Source organism: Citromicrobium bathyomarinum, from assembly GCF_038594605.1.
Classification (GTDB): domain Bacteria; phylum Pseudomonadota; class Alphaproteobacteria; order Sphingomonadales; family Sphingomonadaceae; genus Alteriqipengyuania; species Alteriqipengyuania bathyomarina_B.
Window position 1 is genome coordinate 48,304 of sequence record NZ_JBCFZM010000001.1, and the last position, 15,994, is coordinate 64,297.

At 64.8% G+C, this 15,994-nt stretch carries 17 protein-coding genes, 1 tRNA gene and 1 other RNA gene; 17 read left to right on the top strand and 2 right to left on the bottom strand.

What is annotated here, in order from left to right:
* The first annotated feature begins 9 nt into the window (after positions 1–9).
* The 5 genes from AAG612_RS00235 (at position 10) to ffs (ending at position 4,149) form a co-directional block, all read left to right on the top strand.
* The gene (locus AAG612_RS00235; RefSeq protein WP_342506080.1) at positions 10–228 is read left to right on the top strand and encodes a helix-turn-helix transcriptional regulator; all 219 of its coding nucleotides are present in this window, start codon (positions 10–12) and stop codon (positions 226–228) included.
* 63 nt (positions 229–291) lie between these two features.
* Positions 292–2,742 carry an ATP-dependent helicase HrpB gene (hrpB, locus tag AAG612_RS00240; RefSeq protein WP_342506082.1) on the top strand — a complete coding sequence of 817 codons (2,451 nt, stop codon included), beginning with the start codon at positions 292–294 and terminating at the stop codon, positions 2,740–2,742.
* Positions 2,743–2,851: 109 nt separating this feature from the next.
* The gene (locus AAG612_RS00245; protein WP_342506084.1) at positions 2,852–3,130 is read left to right on the top strand and encodes an ETC complex I subunit; all 279 of its coding nucleotides are present in this window, start codon (positions 2,852–2,854) and stop codon (positions 3,128–3,130) included.
* A 7-nt stretch (positions 3,131–3,137) separates the two neighbouring features.
* Positions 3,138–4,025: a class A beta-lactamase gene (gene bla, locus AAG612_RS00250; RefSeq protein ID WP_342506087.1), complete on the top strand. Its 888-nt coding sequence runs from the start codon at positions 3,138–3,140 to the stop codon at positions 4,023–4,025.
* Between the two features lie 29 nt (positions 4,026–4,054).
* Positions 4,055–4,149: signal recognition particle sRNA small type (gene ffs / locus AAG612_RS00255), an RNA gene on the top strand.
* A gap of 13 nt (positions 4,150–4,162) precedes the next feature.
* Here ffs and AAG612_RS00260 read toward each other — a convergent pair.
* On the bottom strand, positions 4,163–4,723 hold the full coding sequence (locus tag AAG612_RS00260; RefSeq protein WP_342506090.1) for a hypothetical protein: 561 nt from the start codon (positions 4,721–4,723) through the stop codon (positions 4,163–4,165).
* 83 nt (positions 4,724–4,806) lie between these two features.
* On the opposite strand from AAG612_RS00260, the gene AAG612_RS00265 reads away from it, so the two are divergent.
* From AAG612_RS00265 to AAG612_RS00285, 5 genes are all read left to right on the top strand, one after another.
* Complete coding sequence (locus AAG612_RS00265) at positions 4,807–6,642, top strand: DNA polymerase III subunit gamma/tau (protein ID WP_425341819.1); 1,836 nt, start codon at positions 4,807–4,809, stop codon at positions 6,640–6,642.
* A complete protein-coding gene (locus tag AAG612_RS00270; RefSeq protein ID WP_342506094.1) occupies positions 6,639–6,980 on the top strand; it encodes a YbaB/EbfC family nucleoid-associated protein in 342 nt (113 codons plus the stop codon). The genes AAG612_RS00265 and AAG612_RS00270 overlap by 4 nt, the downstream gene beginning before the upstream one ends.
* 31 nt (positions 6,981–7,011) lie before the next feature.
* Positions 7,012–7,890 carry a hypothetical protein gene (locus AAG612_RS00275; RefSeq protein WP_342506096.1) on the top strand — a complete coding sequence of 293 codons (879 nt, stop codon included), beginning with the start codon at positions 7,012–7,014 and terminating at the stop codon, positions 7,888–7,890.
* Between the two features lie 163 nt (positions 7,891–8,053).
* Positions 8,054–10,450, top strand: coding sequence for an endopeptidase La (gene lon / locus AAG612_RS00280; protein WP_342506098.1), 2,397 nt, complete (start codon positions 8,054–8,056; stop codon positions 10,448–10,450).
* Between the two features lie 200 nt (positions 10,451–10,650).
* Entirely contained in the window at positions 10,651–10,923 is a 273-nt protein-coding gene (locus AAG612_RS00285) for an HU family DNA-binding protein (RefSeq protein WP_342506100.1), read from the top strand.
* Positions 10,924–11,035: 112 nt separating this feature from the next.
* Here AAG612_RS00285 and rlmB read toward each other — a convergent pair whose 3' ends face one another.
* Positions 11,036–11,833 carry a 23S rRNA (guanosine(2251)-2'-O)-methyltransferase RlmB gene (gene rlmB, locus AAG612_RS00290; protein ID WP_342506102.1) on the bottom strand — a complete coding sequence of 266 codons (798 nt, stop codon included), beginning with the start codon at positions 11,831–11,833 and terminating at the stop codon, positions 11,036–11,038.
* A 127-nt stretch (positions 11,834–11,960) separates the two neighbouring features.
* On the opposite strand from rlmB, the gene AAG612_RS00295 reads away from it, so the two are divergent.
* The 7 genes from AAG612_RS00295 (at position 11,961) to AAG612_RS00325 (ending at position 15,962) form a co-directional block, all read left to right on the top strand.
* Positions 11,961–12,046: transfer RNA gene (locus AAG612_RS00295), tRNA-Tyr, on the top strand.
* Positions 12,047–12,196: 150 nt separating this feature from the next.
* Complete coding sequence (locus AAG612_RS00300; RefSeq protein ID WP_342506104.1) at positions 12,197–12,589, top strand: DUF2946 family protein; 393 nt, start codon at positions 12,197–12,199, stop codon at positions 12,587–12,589.
* 76 nt (positions 12,590–12,665) lie between these two features.
* Positions 12,666–13,175: a DUF2244 domain-containing protein gene (locus AAG612_RS00305; RefSeq protein ID WP_342506106.1), complete on the top strand. Its 510-nt coding sequence runs from the start codon at positions 12,666–12,668 to the stop codon at positions 13,173–13,175.
* Positions 13,172–13,378 (top strand): hypothetical protein, encoded by a 207-nt coding sequence (locus tag AAG612_RS00310; protein ID WP_342506111.1) that lies wholly within the window; start codon positions 13,172–13,174, stop codon positions 13,376–13,378. Before AAG612_RS00305 ends, AAG612_RS00310 begins: the two co-directional genes overlap by 4 nt.
* Positions 13,378–13,899: a copper chaperone PCu(A)C gene (locus tag AAG612_RS00315; protein WP_342506113.1), complete on the top strand. Its 522-nt coding sequence runs from the start codon at positions 13,378–13,380 to the stop codon at positions 13,897–13,899. The genes AAG612_RS00310 and AAG612_RS00315 overlap by 1 nt, the downstream gene beginning before the upstream one ends.
* On the top strand, positions 13,892–14,542 hold the full coding sequence (locus tag AAG612_RS00320; RefSeq protein WP_342506115.1) for an SCO family protein: 651 nt from the start codon (positions 13,892–13,894) through the stop codon (positions 14,540–14,542). Before AAG612_RS00315 ends, AAG612_RS00320 begins: the two co-directional genes overlap by 8 nt.
* Positions 14,543–14,732: 190 nt before the next feature.
* Positions 14,733–15,962, top strand: coding sequence for an MFS transporter (locus AAG612_RS00325; protein WP_342506118.1), 1,230 nt, complete (start codon positions 14,733–14,735; stop codon positions 15,960–15,962).
* The last annotated feature ends 32 nt before the right edge of the window (positions 15,963–15,994 follow it).

Below are 15,994 nucleotides of genomic sequence, written 5' to 3' on the forward strand. Positions count from 1 at the left end.
CGAAGGTCGATGAGCAAACGTCCGCCGATTACCAACCGTGTGCGCGATCTGCGCGAGGAACACGGCAAGCTCAGCCAGGCCGCGCTGGGCGAGGCGGTGGGGGTTACCCGCCACACGATCATCGCGATCGAACAGGGGCGCTATTCCCCCAGCCTCGAAACCGCGTTTCGTATCGCGCGACTATTCGGCGTGGGCGTTGAAGACGTGTTCGGCTGGGAAGGTGAGTGATCCAGGGGCCTGCGATCACCGCGAGCCTTCGCAGGAGCGTACGCTTGGGTTAGGGGCGGTGCCGTGTCCGAAGGATCGAGCCTCCCCATCCACGCCGTATTGCCGGAGCTGAAGGCTGCGATGCGCGACGGGCCCAACGCGGTGCTGATCGCGCCGCCGGGGGCGGGCAAGACCACGGCGGTTGCGCCCGCGCTGCTTGAGGATGACTGGTGCAGCGGCGAGATCCTGCTGCTCTCTCCCCGCCGGGTCGCCGCGCGCGCTGCGGCGGAGCGGATGGCGGCGATGCTGGGCGAGAAGCCGGGCGAAACGGTCGGCTACCTGACGCGGCTCGACTCCAAGCGATCGGCAAAGACGCGCATCACCGTGCTGACCGAGGCGATCTTCCTCAATCGTATCGTCGCCGATCCCGAACTGCCGGGCGTCTCGGCGGTGTTGTTCGACGAAGCGCACGAGCGCCATCTCGACAGCGATTTCGGCCTCGCGCTGGCGCTGGAGACGCAAGGCGTGCTGCGCGAGGATCTGCGGTTGCTGGTGATGTCGGCGACGCTCGACGGAGAGCGGTTTGCGGGGCTGATGCGCGGCGATCGTCTTCGGACACCGGTGATCGAGAGCGAGGGGCGCAGCTTTCCTCTGCGAATCGAATGGCTTGGATCGAGCGGCGTAGACCGGTTCGAGGATTCTATGGCGGACGCAGTCGTAACCGCGTGGCGGGCCGAGACGGGCGATATCCTCGCCTTCCTCCCCGGCGTGCGCGAGATCGAGCGGGTCCGCGAGCGGCTGGCGGATCGGCTGCGCGGCGCGCTGATCCTGCCGCTGCACGGGCAAGTCGATCCGGCAGGCCAGCGCGCCGCGATCCGCCGCGATCCGGAGGGCCGCCGCCGCATCGTGCTCGCCACCGCGATAGCCGAGACTTCGCTGACGCTGGACGGCGTTACCGTAGTGGTCGACGGTGGTCTCTCGCGCCGGGCGGAATATGACCGCGCAGCGGGCGGCAATCGGCTGGTGACGGTGCAGGCGTCGCAAGCCTCGGCCACACAGCGCGCTGGGCGGGCGGCACGGCAGGCACCGGGGGTGGCTTACCGGCTTTGGGCCGAGGCCGCGCATCTCGGGCGCCCGGCGTTCGAGCCGTCCGAAATCGCAACCAGCGATCTTACGCCACTGGTGCTGACGCTGGCGAAATGGGGCGAGAGTGATGCTGCCAATCTGCAGTGGCTCGATCCGCCGCCAGCTGCCTCGCTCTCGACCGCGCGGGACGAGTTGCGGGCGCTCGGCGCGCTCGACGATGATGGCAGGATCACGCCTCGCGGCGAGGCGATGGCGGCGCTCCCGCTCGATCCGGCGAGTGCGGCGATGGTGCTGTTCGGTTCAATGCATGGGGAGGGCGAGCGCGCAGCGCGGCTGGTGCTGCTGTTGCAAGAGCGCGGGCTTGGTGGCCGTGGAGAGGATCTGGAGGTGCGGCTGTCTCGCTGGAAGGCAGAACGGGGAGGCCGCGCCGAGGCGAGCCGCAAGCTGGCAGCGCGGTGGGCGAAGGCAGCTGAAAAGCTGACGGAAGGTGCGAGACGATCCGTCCCACCTCTCGCCGTGATCCTCGCCGCAGGACGCCCCGGTTTCGTGGCGAAATGCCGCGACGGATCGGGCGAGGAATGGCTCGCGGCGAACGGGCGCGGATATCGGCTCGATCCCACCTCACCGGGGGCGCGGGCGCAGTATTGCGTCATCGGCGACGCACAGGGCAGCGCACAAGGCGCGCGGATCACGGCTGCGGCGCCTTTCGAGGAAAGCGACCTGCGCGAGTGGCTCGGCGACCGGATCGAGTTTCACCGCACCTTGCGCTGGACCGGCGATCGGGTCGAAGCACGCCGCGAGGAGCGGCTGGGGGCGCTGGTCCTTTCGCGCGGGCCTGACCCGGCGCCCGACATTGATGCGGTGCAGGCGCTGCTTGTGGAAAAGGCTCTGGAAAAGCTGGGGGAAGGGCGAGGAGAACTCCTCCCGCCCGACCTCCTCGCGCGGGCGCGCTTTGCCGGGATAGGCGGCCTGTCGCCCGAAGCCCTGCGGCAAAGCGCAGACCTGTGGCTCGCCCCGCTGCTGGCCGGTCGCCGGGATCTCGGCGTGGGCAAGGGCAAGCTGGTCGATGCGCTGCTCGGCATGCTCGACTGGAACGAGCGCCAGCGGCTGGACGAGGCTGCCCCGCGCGAATTCGCCAGCCCCGCCGGTACGCACCACGCGATCGACTATACCGGCCAAGACGCGCCCGCCGTAGAAGTCCGCGTACAGGCGCTTTACGGCCTCGATTCGCATCCGATGATCGGCCGCACACCCCTGCTTCTGAAGCTCACCAGCCCGGCCGGGCGGCCCGTCCAGGCGACGCGGGACCTGCCTGCCTTCTGGCGCGGAAGCTGGGCGGATGTCCGCAAGGACATGAAGGGCCGTTACCCCAAGCATCGCTGGCCCGAGAAACCCTGGGCCGAGGTCGCGAGCTTGAAGACGAAGAATGCATTCGACAGGTCGGGTTAGTTGACTTCCGAGCCTTAGGCGAGGCAAGGGCGACTGCCCGCCCGAGCTTTTGCGAGGAAGCCAGGGCGGACTCATGTCCGCCGTCCGGCGATTGAGGGACAGAACAGAAATGCCAGCACGTATTTACCAGCGACCCAAGAGTGCGATGCAGTCCGGCAAGGCCCGGATCGATGAATGGGTGCTCGAATTCGAGCAATCCGAGGCACGGCGCGCGGACCCGTTGATGGGCTGGACCGGATCGGGCGACACGCAGGTGCAGGTGCAACTGACGTTCCCGAGCAAGGACGATGCGAAGGCTTATGCCGAGAAATACGGCATTCCGGCGCGGGTCCATGCGACCCCGCCCAAGAAGCTCAAGCTGCAGGCCTACGCGGACAATTTCCGCTGAACGGATTGTGAAAGCCCTGGCAGCGGCGATTGCGTTGGCGCTGACCGGTTGCGCGGGCCACCCGGCGCCGGCCGCGCAGGCATCCGCTTCGAGCGAACAGCTCGCCGCGCGAATTACCGAGGTGGAGACCGCTTCGGGTGGGCGGCTGGGGGTCGCGCTGTATTCACAGAATGACGGCCTCGTTTTCTCCCATCGCGGGGCGGAGCGCTTTGCCATGTGCTCGACCTTCAAGCTCGCGCTTGCGGCAATGGCGCTCGATACGCCGGGCTTGCGCGATGCGCGGCTCGACTTTGGAGAGGACGATCTCCTCTCCTACGCCCCCTACGCGCAGAAACGTGCAGCCATCGGCTGGATGTCGGGCATGGAGGCTGCGCATCATGCGGTGACGCTGAGCGACAATACCGCCGCCAACCTGCTGCTCACCAAGCTTGGCGGGCCGGACGCCTTTACCGCCTGGCTGCGCGAGATCGGCGACGAGGTGACCCGGCTCGACCGCAACGAACCCGCCTTGAACGAGAATGCCCCGGGCGATCCGCGCGATACGACTACGCCCGATGCCATGGCCGGGCTGGTCGGCAGTTTGCTGTGGAGTGATCGGCTTCCCGCGGCAGACAGAGCCATCCTGCGTGGGTGGCTGGTCGAAACGCCCACCGGCATGGCGCGCCTGCGGGCCGGGCTGCCAAAAAACTGGAACCCGGGCGACAAGACCGGGACCTGTGGTGGTGAAGCGAGGGCCGAGGTCAATGATATCGCAGTCTTCGAGACGCCCGACGGAACGCGCTATGTTTTGACCGCATTTCTCGATCGTCCGACCGGGAGCACTGCGGAGGCCGAAGCTGGGCTGGCCGATGCCGCGCATGCGATTGCCGAGTGGATCCGCGCAGGCGGCGCTTGAAATCTTCCCTCTGTTCCGCCATGTGGCGGGCGGGAGTCGGGTGGACGTTTGCGTTCGCTCACCGGGTCAGGTCCGGAAGGAAGCAGCCCAGGTGAATTGCGGCGGGTCGCTCGGCTCCTTTTTTCTTCCGATTCGCTTTAGTCCTCGCGCTGGCGTGCCGCGTGCGCGTTCGCCGCGCGCTCCAGCATGATGAGCATCGGCTCGGGACGCAGATCGTCCCGTACGCAGAAAAGCGAGGTCGTCCACAGGCCGCCGTCCGCGATCAGCCAGAGTCGCGTGGAACGCCCATCGACCAATATGTCCTTGTAGAAATGGCGCGGCCCCGTGCGCATCGGCGGGGCGTCGCTATAAGCGGACCAGCCCGCCTGCGGTGCCACCGTCAGCAAGTGCCGGGCGAGCGCGGCGACGTCGACGTTATCCGTGGTGATCGCCTTGTAGCGCAGGGTGTGAACCGCCCGGCTCTGCGGCGATACCCATCGTTCGAAGACGGTGAACGGCCCGATATTCGTCTCGAGCGCATAGGCCGGAGAAGACCAGTCGGATTGCCGCACGATCGGCCGGTCGATTTCCCCCTCGCCGAAGGGCCCCGCCAGCCCTCCTGCAGGCGAACACATGGCATCGATCTGTGGCTGTCCCAGGTCGGCGAGTGGGCCCGGCATGGCGAGCGAGAGGGCGAGGGAGATAGCGGGCGCAAACAAGGGCAAGGCTCCGATTTCGACTGGCCACGCCCTTATTTGTCGCGGCCCTTCGACAAACGCGATTGCACGTCATACATTGCTGCATGATGACCGATCCCGATAGCGAACTTCACGACCTGGAAGAGACTGCTCCGACCGCTGCCGAACTCGAAGCCGCGGGGCAGAATTCGATGTTCGGGGCATCGGGACCGAAGCCCGAGTCTGCCACAGAGCCCGATCCGGTCTCCGCATCGGCTCCCGCCGCCGATCCCGCGCAGCCTTACCGCGTGCTGGCCCGCAAATACCGCCCGCAGACCTTCAGCCAGCTCATCGGGCAGGAGCCGATGGTCCAGACGCTGGCCAACGCGATCCGGCGCGACCGGCTGGCGCATGCCTTCCTCATGACCGGGGTGCGAGGGGTGGGGAAGACCTCCACCGCGCGGCTGATCGCCAAGGCATTGAACTGCATCGGGCCGGACGGCGAGGGCGGGCCGACCATCGATCCGTGCGGTGTATGCGAGCCGTGCCGCGCGATCGCGGAGGGCCGCCATATCGACGTGATCGAGATGGACGCGGCCAGCCATACCGGGGTCGACGACGTGCGCGAGATCATCGAGGCGGTCCGGTATGCCGCGGTCAGCGCGCGTTACAAGATCTACATCATCGACGAAGTCCACATGCTGTCGCGCAATGCTTTCAACGCCTTGCTCAAGACTCTTGAGGAGCCGCCGAGCCATGTGAAATTCCTTTTCGCCACCACCGAAGTCGACAAGCTGCCGGTCACCGTGCTCAGCCGCACGCAGCGCTTCGACCTGCGTCGTATCTCGACCGAGCGGCTGGCCGAGCATTTCGCATGGGTCTGTTCGCAGGAGGGTGTCGAGGCCGAGCCCGAGGCGCTGGCGCTGGTCGCGGCAGCGGCCGAAGGGTCGGTCCGCGACGGGCTCTCGATCCTCGATCAGGCGATCGCGCATGCCGATCTCGAAGAAGGGGAGGGCAATTCGAGCAAGGTCACCGCCGCGCGCGTACGCGACATGCTGGGCCTTGCCGATGCAGGCGCGCAGCGGCGCCTGCTCGGCTGCATCCTCGCAGGCGAGGCCAGGCCCATGCTGGACGCGGTGGCGGACCAGTATGCACTGGGTGTCGAGCCGCTGGCGCTGATGCGATCGCTGATGGAGATCGTCCACCGCATCACCGTGATGCAGGTGGGCGGCGCGATGCCCGATCTGGCGGGCGAGGAAGAGCGCGGCCAGCTTTCCGACTGGGCCGAGCGGCTGACGCCTGGTCAGCTCCACCGCCTGTGGCAGCTGCTCCTGAAGGGCTATGACGAGGTCAAGACCGCGCCCGATCCGCTGGTTTCGGCGCAGATGGCGCTCTTGCGGCTGATCCATGCCGCCAATGCGCCCGATCCGGGTTCGCTGGTGCGGAAGATGGAAGAGCTGGCGAAGGGCCTTCCGGCGCCTGCCGCCGATGGCGCTCCAGCCGCTTCCGCCGCTGCGCCGAGCGCTCATGCAAACGGCGGCGCAACGCTGCAGTTGGCCCCCGCTTCCCCCGACTTCGCGGCGCTTGTCTCGAAGGTCGAGGATGCGGGCGAATATATCGCGGCCAGCATCATGCGGCTGCAATTGCGGGTGGTGTCGCTGGAAGATGGTGCGATCACCTTTGCCCGCGCGCCCGAGTACAAGGACAAGATCGAGGCCGAGTTGCGAACCGCGCTTGCGCGGGCCACGGGTCGCAGCTGGGTGCTGACCGAAGTCAGCGATCCCGCCGCGCCGCCGAGCCTGGCGGAAGCCGCACAGGCCGAGGCCGCGGCACTGCGCGATGCGATGGAAGCCCACCCCCTTATGCAGGCCGCGCGTGCGGCCTTCCCCCAGGCGGAACTGCTCGACGAGAAAGAGCAGGGCACCGCCGCCAACTCCCGCCAATGGAGCAAGCAAGCATGAAATCGATGGAAGAAATGATGGCCGCCGCGCAGAAGGCCGCCGAGACGATTCAGAGCCAGATGGGCGATGTCCAAGCAAAGCTCGACTCAATCGAGGTAGAGGGCTCTGCCGGGGGCGGTCTGGTGACCGTCAAATGCACTGCACGCGGCCGGATCATGGGCGTCAATATCGACGACAGCCTGATGAAGCCTGAAGAGAAGCACATGGTCGAAGACCTGGTTGCCGCCGCGTTCAACGATGCGCGCGGCAAGGCGGACCGTGTTTCGAACGAGGAAATGCAGAAGATGCAAGGCAGCATGGGCCTGCCGCCGGGGTTCAACCTGCCCGGCATGGGCTAATTTCCGAACGTTGCATTTGGGGGGGCGGAAGATGATCAGGGCGTGCGTTGTTGCAGGTTTGGTAGCGGCGATTTCGGTGCCGACGCTGGCGCAAGATCCGGCGCCCCCAACCCTTTCGCCCGTCGGACCCTGGGCTCTCGAATACGATGACACGTCGTGCGCCTTGTCGCGCAACTTCGGCGATGCTGAAAATCCTGAACGGCTGGAACTGCGACAGTACGCGCCCGGAACGCCGTTTCTCGGTACGGTTTCGAGCCAACGCCAGCCTGCCGAAGAGCTTAAGGCGCACTTCCGTTTCCTAGGCACCAACGCGGGCAGCAGTCGAGGCGCATCGTGGAGTTTCGAGTCGCCCGGCGGCGGTCACGGTGTAAGCATGAAAGTCTATATCGGCGGCCCGGGGAATGGAACAAGACTCGCATCGGAAGATGCGGAGCGTGACGCCTATGAGCAATCGATTGAAGAGCTTTCGATCGCCGGAGCGTTTGCCGATGATTACATCTTGAAGGTTGAATCGATGCATGCACCCTTGTCGGCGATGCGGGACTGCATGATCGACCTGATGTCCCATTTTGGCCTCGATGGAGAGGCGCATCGCACGTTGAGCCAACGGGCAGAGATCGCCAACTTAAGCCAGAGCTGGAGAAGCCTTCGTCGGGAGCTACCCAAGGAAGTCTATGCAAAATACAACGCCGGCTTGCTTCCAGTGCTGGTCTTCCTCGACGAGACCGGCGGGGTCACGGGGTGCAGGCGACTGATGCCGCTGGGGACGGACGCCGAGATTGCGTCATTATGCGGCGCTCTGAGCAAATATACCAAATTCACTCCGGCCAAAGCTGCCGAAGGCAAGCCGATAAAGAGCTTGAAGGTGGAAGGCGTTTACCGCGTTCGGACGGCTGCCACGGGGGGCTGAACTCAGGCCGCCCTGGTAGGTGGTCGGCCTTCAGCATTCGCAATCCTACGCACGAGCGGATTCTGTCGGCATCTGCCGGGCAGGCATTGCGAGGCATGGACTTGCGACCCATATTCCTTCCCAAGGACGGGCGCGCGACCAATCCGCGTGCTAAAAGATACATATGACTCAGCGTTTTCCGCTTCTCCCGCTTCGTGACATTGTTGTTTTTCCCGGCATGGTGGTGCCGATCTTCGTGGGGCGCGAGCGCTCCGTGGCCGCACTGGAAGCGGCAATGGAAGGCGAAAAAGATGTCTTCCTGCTCGCCCAGATAGACCCTTCATGCGATGAGCCGGGCGGCTCCGACCTCTATGACGTGGGCGTGGTCGCGCAGGTGCTGCAGATGCTCAAGATGCCCGACGGCACGGTTCGCGTGCTGGTCGAAGGGCAGCGCCGCGCGCATCTCTCGCAATTGCATGATGAGGCGAGCCTGACTCTCGCCGAAGTCCGCCCCATCGAGCAAACCACGGTCTCGGGCAACGAGGTCATCGCGCTGATGCGCCAGACGATCGAGCAGTTCGACGAATATTCCAAGCTTTCCAAAAAGAACGAAGGCGTCGCCGAAGAACTGGGCGAAATCGATGATGCTGGCGCGCTGGCCGATGCGATCTCCGCCGCGCTGTCCATCAAAGTGTCCGATAAGCAAGCACTGCTGACCGAGGCCGATCCGCTCAAGCGGCTCGAAATGCTGCTCGGCTTCATGGAAGGCGAGTTGTCTGTGTTGCAGGTGGAACGCCGCATCCGGGGCCGTGTGAAGCGGCAGATGGAAAAGACGCAGCGCGAATATTACCTCAACGAACAGATGAAGGCGATCCAGAGCGAGCTGGGCGGATCGGGCGAAGGCGGCGAGGGGGACGACTTCGCCGAACTTCAGGAAAAGATCGAAAAGCTCGAGATGTCGGACGAGGCACGCGCCAAGGCCGAAAGCGAGCTGAAGAAGCTGCGGTCGATGCAGCCGATGAGCGCCGAAGCAACCGTTATTCGCAACTATCTCGATGTGCTGCTCGACCTGCCATGGGGCGAGAAGAGCGACCTCAATCGCGATATCGAGGAAGCCCAGCAGGTCCTCGACGACGACCACTACGGGCTTGAAAAGGTCAAGGACCGGATCGTCGAATATCTCGCGGTCCAGGCGCGCACCAACAAGCTGAAGGGCCCGATCCTTTGCCTCGTCGGCCCTCCGGGTGTCGGCAAGACCAGCCTCGGCAAGTCGATTGCGCGCGCCACGGGCCGCGAATTCGTCCGCCAGTCTCTGGGCGGTGTGCGCGACGAGGCCGAGATTCGCGGTCACCGCCGCACCTATATCGGGTCGCTGCCGGGCAAGATCGTCAAGAACCTGACCAAGGCGGGCACCAATAACCCGCTGTTCCTGCTCGACGAGATCGACAAGCTTGGGCAGGATTTCCGCGGCGATCCGGCCTCGGCCCTGCTCGAGGTGCTTGACCCCGAACAGAACGCGCATTTCCAGGACCATTATCTGGAGGTCGATTTCGACCTGTCGGATATCATGTTCGTGTGCACTGCCAACACCCTCGACCTGCCGCAACCACTGCTCGACCGGATGGAGATCATCCGGCTCGAAGGTTATACCGAAGACGAAAAGGTCGAGATCGCGCTGCGCCATTTGCTGCCCAAGCAGATCGCCGATCATGGGCTGGAAGACGGCGAGTTCACACTGACCGAGGATGCGCTGCGCGACCTCATCCGCTACCACACCCGCGAGGCGGGCGTGCGTACGCTGGAGCGCGAGATCGCGCGGCTGGCGCGCAAGTCCTTGCGCAAGATCCTTGAGAAGCAGGTCGACAAGATCGAGATCACGCCGGAAAATCTCGGCGAGTTCGCAGGCGTGCGCAAGTTCAAGCACGGGCTGGGCGAGAAAGAAGCGCAGATCGGCGCGGTCACCGGCCTCGCCTGGACGGAAGTCGGCGGCGAGTTGCTGACCATCGAAAGCGTCACCACGCCGGGCAAGGGCGAGATCAAGACGACCGGCAAGCTGGGCGAGGTGATGAACGAAAGTGTTTCCGCCGCTTTCAGCTTCGTGAAGGCACGCTCGCCTGCTTATGGCATTCGACCGTCGATTTTCCGCCGCAAGAACATCCATATCCACCTGCCCGAAGGCGCGGTGCCCAAGGATGGGCCGAGCGCGGGGATCGGGATGGTCACTTCGATTGTCTCCACGCTCGCCGGGATTCCGGTGCGTCCCGATATCGCGATGACCGGGGAGGTGACCTTGCGCGGTCGCGTGCTCGCCATTGGCGGCCTGAAGGAGAAACTACTCGCCGCGCGGCGGGGAGGCATCCCGACGGTGCTGATCCCCGAAGACAATGTGAAGGATCTGGCCGAAATTCCCGACCGGATCACCGACGGGGTCGAGATCGTGCCCGTGTCGCATGTCGACGAAGTGCTGGCCCTCGCTCTGGTGCGCGAGCCCGAGGCGATCGAATGGACCGAGGCGGACGATCTCGCGAGTCAGCCCAAGAGCGACCCGCCTTTCGCCGAGAGCGGGCAGACGACCCATTGATTAATATTAGGTTCGGCTGATTTCGTGGCCTAGCGACCGACATTTTCAACAAGTTCCCGATTCATAAACCAAAGAATCGCACATTTCCGCGCTTTTTTCGCAAAATGGCTTTGACAGACTCGTTGCGAAGGTCTCAGGTGGCGTCATTCGCATGAAGCGGATCACCACTATGAATGTCTGGGACTGAGGGGTTTTACCTTATGAACAAGAATGAGCTGATCGGCGCCGTTGCTGAATCCTGCGGCCTTTCCAAGAGCGACGCATCGAACGCCGTCGAAGGTGTTTTCGATTCGATCCAGAAGGCCCTCGCCGATGGCGATGAGGTTCGGCTCGTGGGATTCGGGACCTTCTCGGTCGCCAAGCGCAAGGCCTCTACGGGCCGTAACCCGCGCACTGGCGAACCGATGGAAATCAAGGCTTCGAACCAGCCGAAATTCAAGGCCGGCAAGGGCCTCAAGGATGCTGTAAACTAAGCAATCCAGGATTGGCGCCCGTCATCGGGCGTTGAACGCGAAAACCCCGCCGTCTGGTGATCGGCGGGGTTTTCTGCGTCTGGTATCCAGCGGTGGGAACGCGTGGCTGCGATCAGCCAGTGCGCGTAGCCAGCGCGTAAAGCGCGATCGCCGCAGCGTTCGAGACATTAAGGCTCTCGATCGCATCCGAGATCGGCAGTTTTGCCAGCGCATCGCAATGGCCCGCGATATTGTGTCGCAGGCCGGCTCCTTCGGCGCCCAGCACGATCGCAACCGGCCCGGTCGGCATTGCCTCGGCCAGCGTCATCTCCGCCTCGCCCGCTAGCCCGATCCGCCAGAATCCGCGCGCGGTCAGATCGTCGAGCGCGCGCGACAGATTGACCACCCGCACCCACGGCACTGTCTCCAACGCGCCGGAGGCAGACTTCGCGACCACACCGTTTTCGGGCGGTGCGTGCCGATCCTGCGTGACGATGGCCGCTGCATTGAAAGCGGCGGCCGAGCGCAGAATCGCGCCGACATTATGCGGGTCGGTCACTTGATCGAGCACGACGATCGGCCGATCCGGGTCGTTATCGTCGATGACCTCAGACAGGTCGCGATCTTCCAGCGCCGCACATTCGAGCACCAGGCCCTGGTGCGGGGCGTCGCGCGCCACCAACCGGTCGAGATCGGGTCCTTCGGCATATTCGATCGGAAAATCTGCGGGCAGTTCGCCGTCGAGCGAATCGATGCCATCGCGCGTCGCCCACAGCTTGCGATGCTTGCGTTCCGGGTTGAGCAGCGCGGCTTCCACCGCATGGCGCCCCCACAAGCGCACCTGGCCCGTACTGGCGCGCCCGCTCCCGCGTCCGCCCTGCATCCTGCCTGCGCGCCCGCGCAGTGCTCTTTTCCGTTCCGGTTTTGCCATAGATCCACGCCCTGCCAGCACGGCCATTGACAGGCAAGCACGGCTTCTCCAAATGAGCGCTCCTCGGCGAACGGTCGCCCCGACAGGCGCACCGTTTCTTGCATTGCTTCTTGCAGACCAGACCTGTGGACAGGTGGCCGAGTGGTTAAAGGCAGCAGACTGTAAATCTGCCCGCGCAAGCGTACGCTGGTTCGAATCCAGCCCTGTCCACCACCTTTCCTTACAGATCATGACACTCCGCACTTTCTCGCAAGGGCGGGTGTTATCTCCCAGGCTCTCTTCTGGGTGACGCGCGGGCGTAATCGGCTGACAAATGCGAGGCCCGTGTCTAAGGGACTTGCGGAAATGCAACCCTTGCGCGCCTTGATTCGAAACCACCGCCACCTCGCGCTGGTGCTGCTCGTGCTGGCGTTCTGCATCAAGGCGGTCGTCCCGTCGGGCTACATGGTGTCTTCATCCGGCGGCACCGTGCTGACGGTGACGATCTGTTCCGACGCTTCCGCTGGGCTCGAACAGGTGCAGATGGTGATCCCCGGCAAGGAACGGGGCAGCGGACACTTGAATGATGCAGAGCAGGGCGAGCACTGCGCCTTTTCGGGGCTCAACCAGCTTGCCGTGGGCGGTGTGGATGTTGCCCTGTCGGCGCTGGCTCTTGCCTTCATCCTCGTGCTCGGCCTCGGGCCGGTGCAGCGCCTGCCGTTCCGGCAGTTCTCCCACCTGCGCCCGCCGCTGCGCGGGCCCCCGGCAGTAGCCTGACAATCCACGCCTGATTTGTCGGCCCAACCGGTTCGCGCCCGATTTGCGCGTGCCGGTCTGTCGGAGTTTCAAAATAATGTTTTCGATCCATAGCTGCCCCGGCGGGCAGCCCCTGGCGGAGGAATCCGTCCGGTTCACGCACGATGCAGACCTGATCCTGCATTTGCGAGAGAACCGATCGCAGCTCTCTCAGGAAGCGCGAGCAACCTTCACCGTCCTCATCGGTCTGTTCATGGCGATGGCGATCCTGCCCGCGATAAAGGGCGATATGCTGGTGCCAATCTTCGCCCTCGGCACCATGGCGTTGCTGGTCGGTGCGCTCGAATGGCACAGCCGTTCGCAGCCCGACGACGAATGGCTGGCGATCGGGGATGACCGGTTGCGCTGGCGCAGCAATGGTTGCGATCCTGTCGACCTTCCTGCCCGAGCAACACGTTTGGTTCAGGACGATGCCAGCCCGGCCTGCCTGCGCCTCTTCCTCGAAAACCACTGGCAACGGATCGAGATCGGTCGCTGCCTCAGTCTCGAAGAAAAGCGCGCGGTCGCCCCGCTGATCGCCCGCCAGCTGGGGGAGGTCTGCGCATGATCCCTGCCACCCTCGATGATCGCAAGGCACGGCTGCTGCTGCGCATCCGTTGGCTGACCTGGGGAGCGATCGCGATTCTGGTCACTGCGCACGTCGCGGTTGCTCTCACACCACCGGCGCAACCGCCCATCCAGCTGTTCGAACAGGACGCTGCCCCTAGCGACGCATCCTGCGGCTGCAGCCACAATCCGGAGATTATCTGATGACCATTCGCAATATTCTTGCCGCCTCAGCCCTTGCCGGTGCCATCCTGCTGACGGCCTGCAATTTCGAACCCGGACCCGAAGCGCCGAGCGAGGCGGAAGCTGCCATGAGCGAGATCGCCATCACCGGAGCATGGTCGCGCGAGACCGCCGAGGGCCAGAACGCAGGCGGCGCATTCATGACGATTGCCAACAGCGGCAGCGCTGACGACCGCCTGACGGGTGGGTCGACCTCGGTGGCTGGCGACGTGCAGATTCACACCGTCGACATGACCGATGGGGTGATGCGCATGCGCGAGCTGGAGGATGGGCTGGATGTGCCCGCAGGCGGCTCCGTCACGCTCAGGCCGGGCAGCTTCCACATCATGCTGATGCAGCTCGATCAGCCGCTGCAGCAAGGCGAGACCGTGCCCGTCACGCTCACGTTCGAGAAGGCCGGTCCGGTCGAGATCGAACTCGCGATCCAGCCAGTCGGCTCGCAGGGGCCGACTGCTCAGGGTGCGGGAGGCAAGGATGACTGACCCGTTTCCGGAACTCGAAGAAGAGCAGACGCCCGAGGAACGCGAAGCGGGCCAGAAAACCTTTCGGATGATTGTCTGGACGCTCGTTACGCTCGCCGCGGGGCTCGCATTGTTCGCACTTTTCGGCCCGGCTCGGCACGCGGATCAGCCGGCTGATTATGGTGACAGCGTCGGTGGCACGTTTTCGCTGACCGCGCCGGACGGCTCCACGGTCACCGACCAGACGCTGCGCGGAAAGCCGTTCGCGATCTTCTTCGGCTTCACCCGCTGTCCGGATGTGTGCCCGACCACGCTGGCCAGCCTCGCCAGGTTGCGCAAGCGGATGGGCGAGGATGGCGACAAGTTCGAGACCGTCTTTGTTTCGGTCGATCCCGGCTACGATAGCCCGGAGGATGTCGGCCGCTACGTCGACCTGTTCGGCACGCCGATCATCGGCCTGACCGGATCGGACGAGGCCATCGCCGAAGTCGTAGCCGCCTACCATGCCTATTACCAGAAGGTGCCGGTCGATGGCGGCGACTACACGATCGACCATACCGCCGCCGTTTACCTCATGGACCGCGAAGGCAAGCTCCAGTCCATCATCGACTATCACGAAAGCCCGGATGCCTCGCTCGCCAAGCTCGAGCGGCTGGTCGGCTGATGTTGCGCGATACGTGGCGGCGGCATCCTTGGCACGCGGCAGACGATCTCCGTAGTCGAAGGCGACTGGACCGACGCCACCAACCTGCGGACCGTCGCCGAAGCGCTGACCTAAAGGTCGGGCATAGGCTTGCGCAGTTTCCGGCCGGGCACTTGGTCGCGCGCGCAAAGCCGCCTAGTGAGGGAGGCGCATGACCAGTTCGCCTTCGCGGGGTTCGACCTCGCGCCTCCAGACGCATCGTTTCCTGATGCTGTATGCGCTCGCTGCGGCTGGCGGATCGGCGGCCTATGCCCCGTTCCTGTCGCTACTGCTGCCGATGCGCGCCACGCAGACCTTCGGCGAGAACGGGATCGAGGTTCTGTCCTATACCGCCTTCGTCGGCGCACTGGCTGCCAGTGCGGGGAGCATCGCGTTCGGTTGGGCGAGCGACAAATCGGGGCATCGGCGGGGCTGGGTGCTCGCCGGGGTGCTGCTTTCCAGCCTCTTGCTGGTCGCCATGCGTTTCGCGGTTACCGTGCCGATGCTGTTGGCGCTGATCGTGGCGTGGCAGATCGCTCTCAACATGATGCTGTGCCCGCTGCTCGCCTGGGCCGGCGATTCGATCCCCGACACGCAGAAAGGCACGCTGGGGGGCGTGCTCTCGCTTGCACCGGCGATGGGCGCGTTGATCGGTGCGCTGATCACCATTCCGGGCCTTGCCGATCCCGATGCCCGGTTGATCCTCAACGCAGGGATCGTCCTTGCGATGGTCCTGCCGATCGTCATTTTCGGTAAACCCGTGCCCATGCCGCAACTGATGGCGCCGTCTGCGCCCAGCGATGCGCTACCCCCGGCCGAAGCGATGCCGATCGAGCATATCGGCGGCCAAGGGCGGCAGGTCGCGCGCATGTGGCTTGCGCGCCTGCTGATCCAGATTGCCGAAGCGGCGCTGTTCGCCTTCCTGTTGATCTGGCTGCGCATCCTCGACGGGCGGGTGACCGATAACGACACCGCGCGCATTTTCACCGGCGTTCTGCTCGTGTGCGTACCGCTGGCATTTCTCGCCGGGCGCTGGTCGGACCGTACGGGGCGTCCGCGTGTGCCGCTGACCGTAACCGCGGGCGCTGCGACCATCGGCCTGCTGGTGATGGCCGCCGCGCCGAACGTGTCGATCGGCATTGCGGGCTACCTGATCTTCGGCGTGCTGGCGGGCGTGTTCCTTGCCTTGCATTCGAGCCAGACCCTGCGGGTGCTGCCGAGGCCGGGCACGCGGGGCCGCGATCTCGGCATTTTCAACCTCACCAACACCGTGCCTTCGCTGATTATGCCTTGGCTGGTGCTGGCGATCATCCCGAACTTTGGTTTCAGCGCGCTGTTTCTGCTGCTCGCCGGGTTCGCCGGGCTGGCCTGCGTGTTACTGGCGACGATGAAGCGGTTCTGAGCGCGCGAGAGGCACGATCTGCCTCTACGGCT

Coding starts and splice junctions, on each gene's coding strand:
- AAG612_RS00265 (WP_425341819.1), top strand. CDS start 4,807: ATGATGACCGATCCCGATAGCGAACTTCACGACCTGGAAGAGACTGCT.
- rlmB (WP_342506102.1), bottom strand. CDS start 11,833: ATGGCAAAACCGGAACGGAAAAGAGCACTGCGCGGGCGCGCAGGCAGG.
- AAG612_RS00235 (WP_342506080.1), top strand. CDS start 10: ATGAGCAAACGTCCGCCGATTACCAACCGTGTGCGCGATCTGCGCGAG.
- AAG612_RS00325 (WP_342506118.1), top strand. CDS start 14,733: ATGACCAGTTCGCCTTCGCGGGGTTCGACCTCGCGCCTCCAGACGCAT.
- AAG612_RS00305 (WP_342506106.1), top strand. CDS start 12,666: ATGTTTTCGATCCATAGCTGCCCCGGCGGGCAGCCCCTGGCGGAGGAA.
- AAG612_RS00310 (WP_342506111.1), top strand. CDS start 13,172: ATGATCCCTGCCACCCTCGATGATCGCAAGGCACGGCTGCTGCTGCGC.
- AAG612_RS00275 (WP_342506096.1), top strand. CDS start 7,012: ATGATCAGGGCGTGCGTTGTTGCAGGTTTGGTAGCGGCGATTTCGGTG.
- AAG612_RS00315 (WP_342506113.1), top strand. CDS start 13,378: ATGACCATTCGCAATATTCTTGCCGCCTCAGCCCTTGCCGGTGCCATC.
- AAG612_RS00285 (WP_342506100.1), top strand. CDS start 10,651: ATGAACAAGAATGAGCTGATCGGCGCCGTTGCTGAATCCTGCGGCCTT.
- AAG612_RS00270 (WP_342506094.1), top strand. CDS start 6,639: ATGAAATCGATGGAAGAAATGATGGCCGCCGCGCAGAAGGCCGCCGAG.
- AAG612_RS00245 (WP_342506084.1), top strand. CDS start 2,852: ATGCCAGCACGTATTTACCAGCGACCCAAGAGTGCGATGCAGTCCGGC.
- AAG612_RS00320 (WP_342506115.1), top strand. CDS start 13,892: ATGACTGACCCGTTTCCGGAACTCGAAGAAGAGCAGACGCCCGAGGAA.
- lon (WP_342506098.1), top strand. CDS start 8,054: ATGACTCAGCGTTTTCCGCTTCTCCCGCTTCGTGACATTGTTGTTTTT.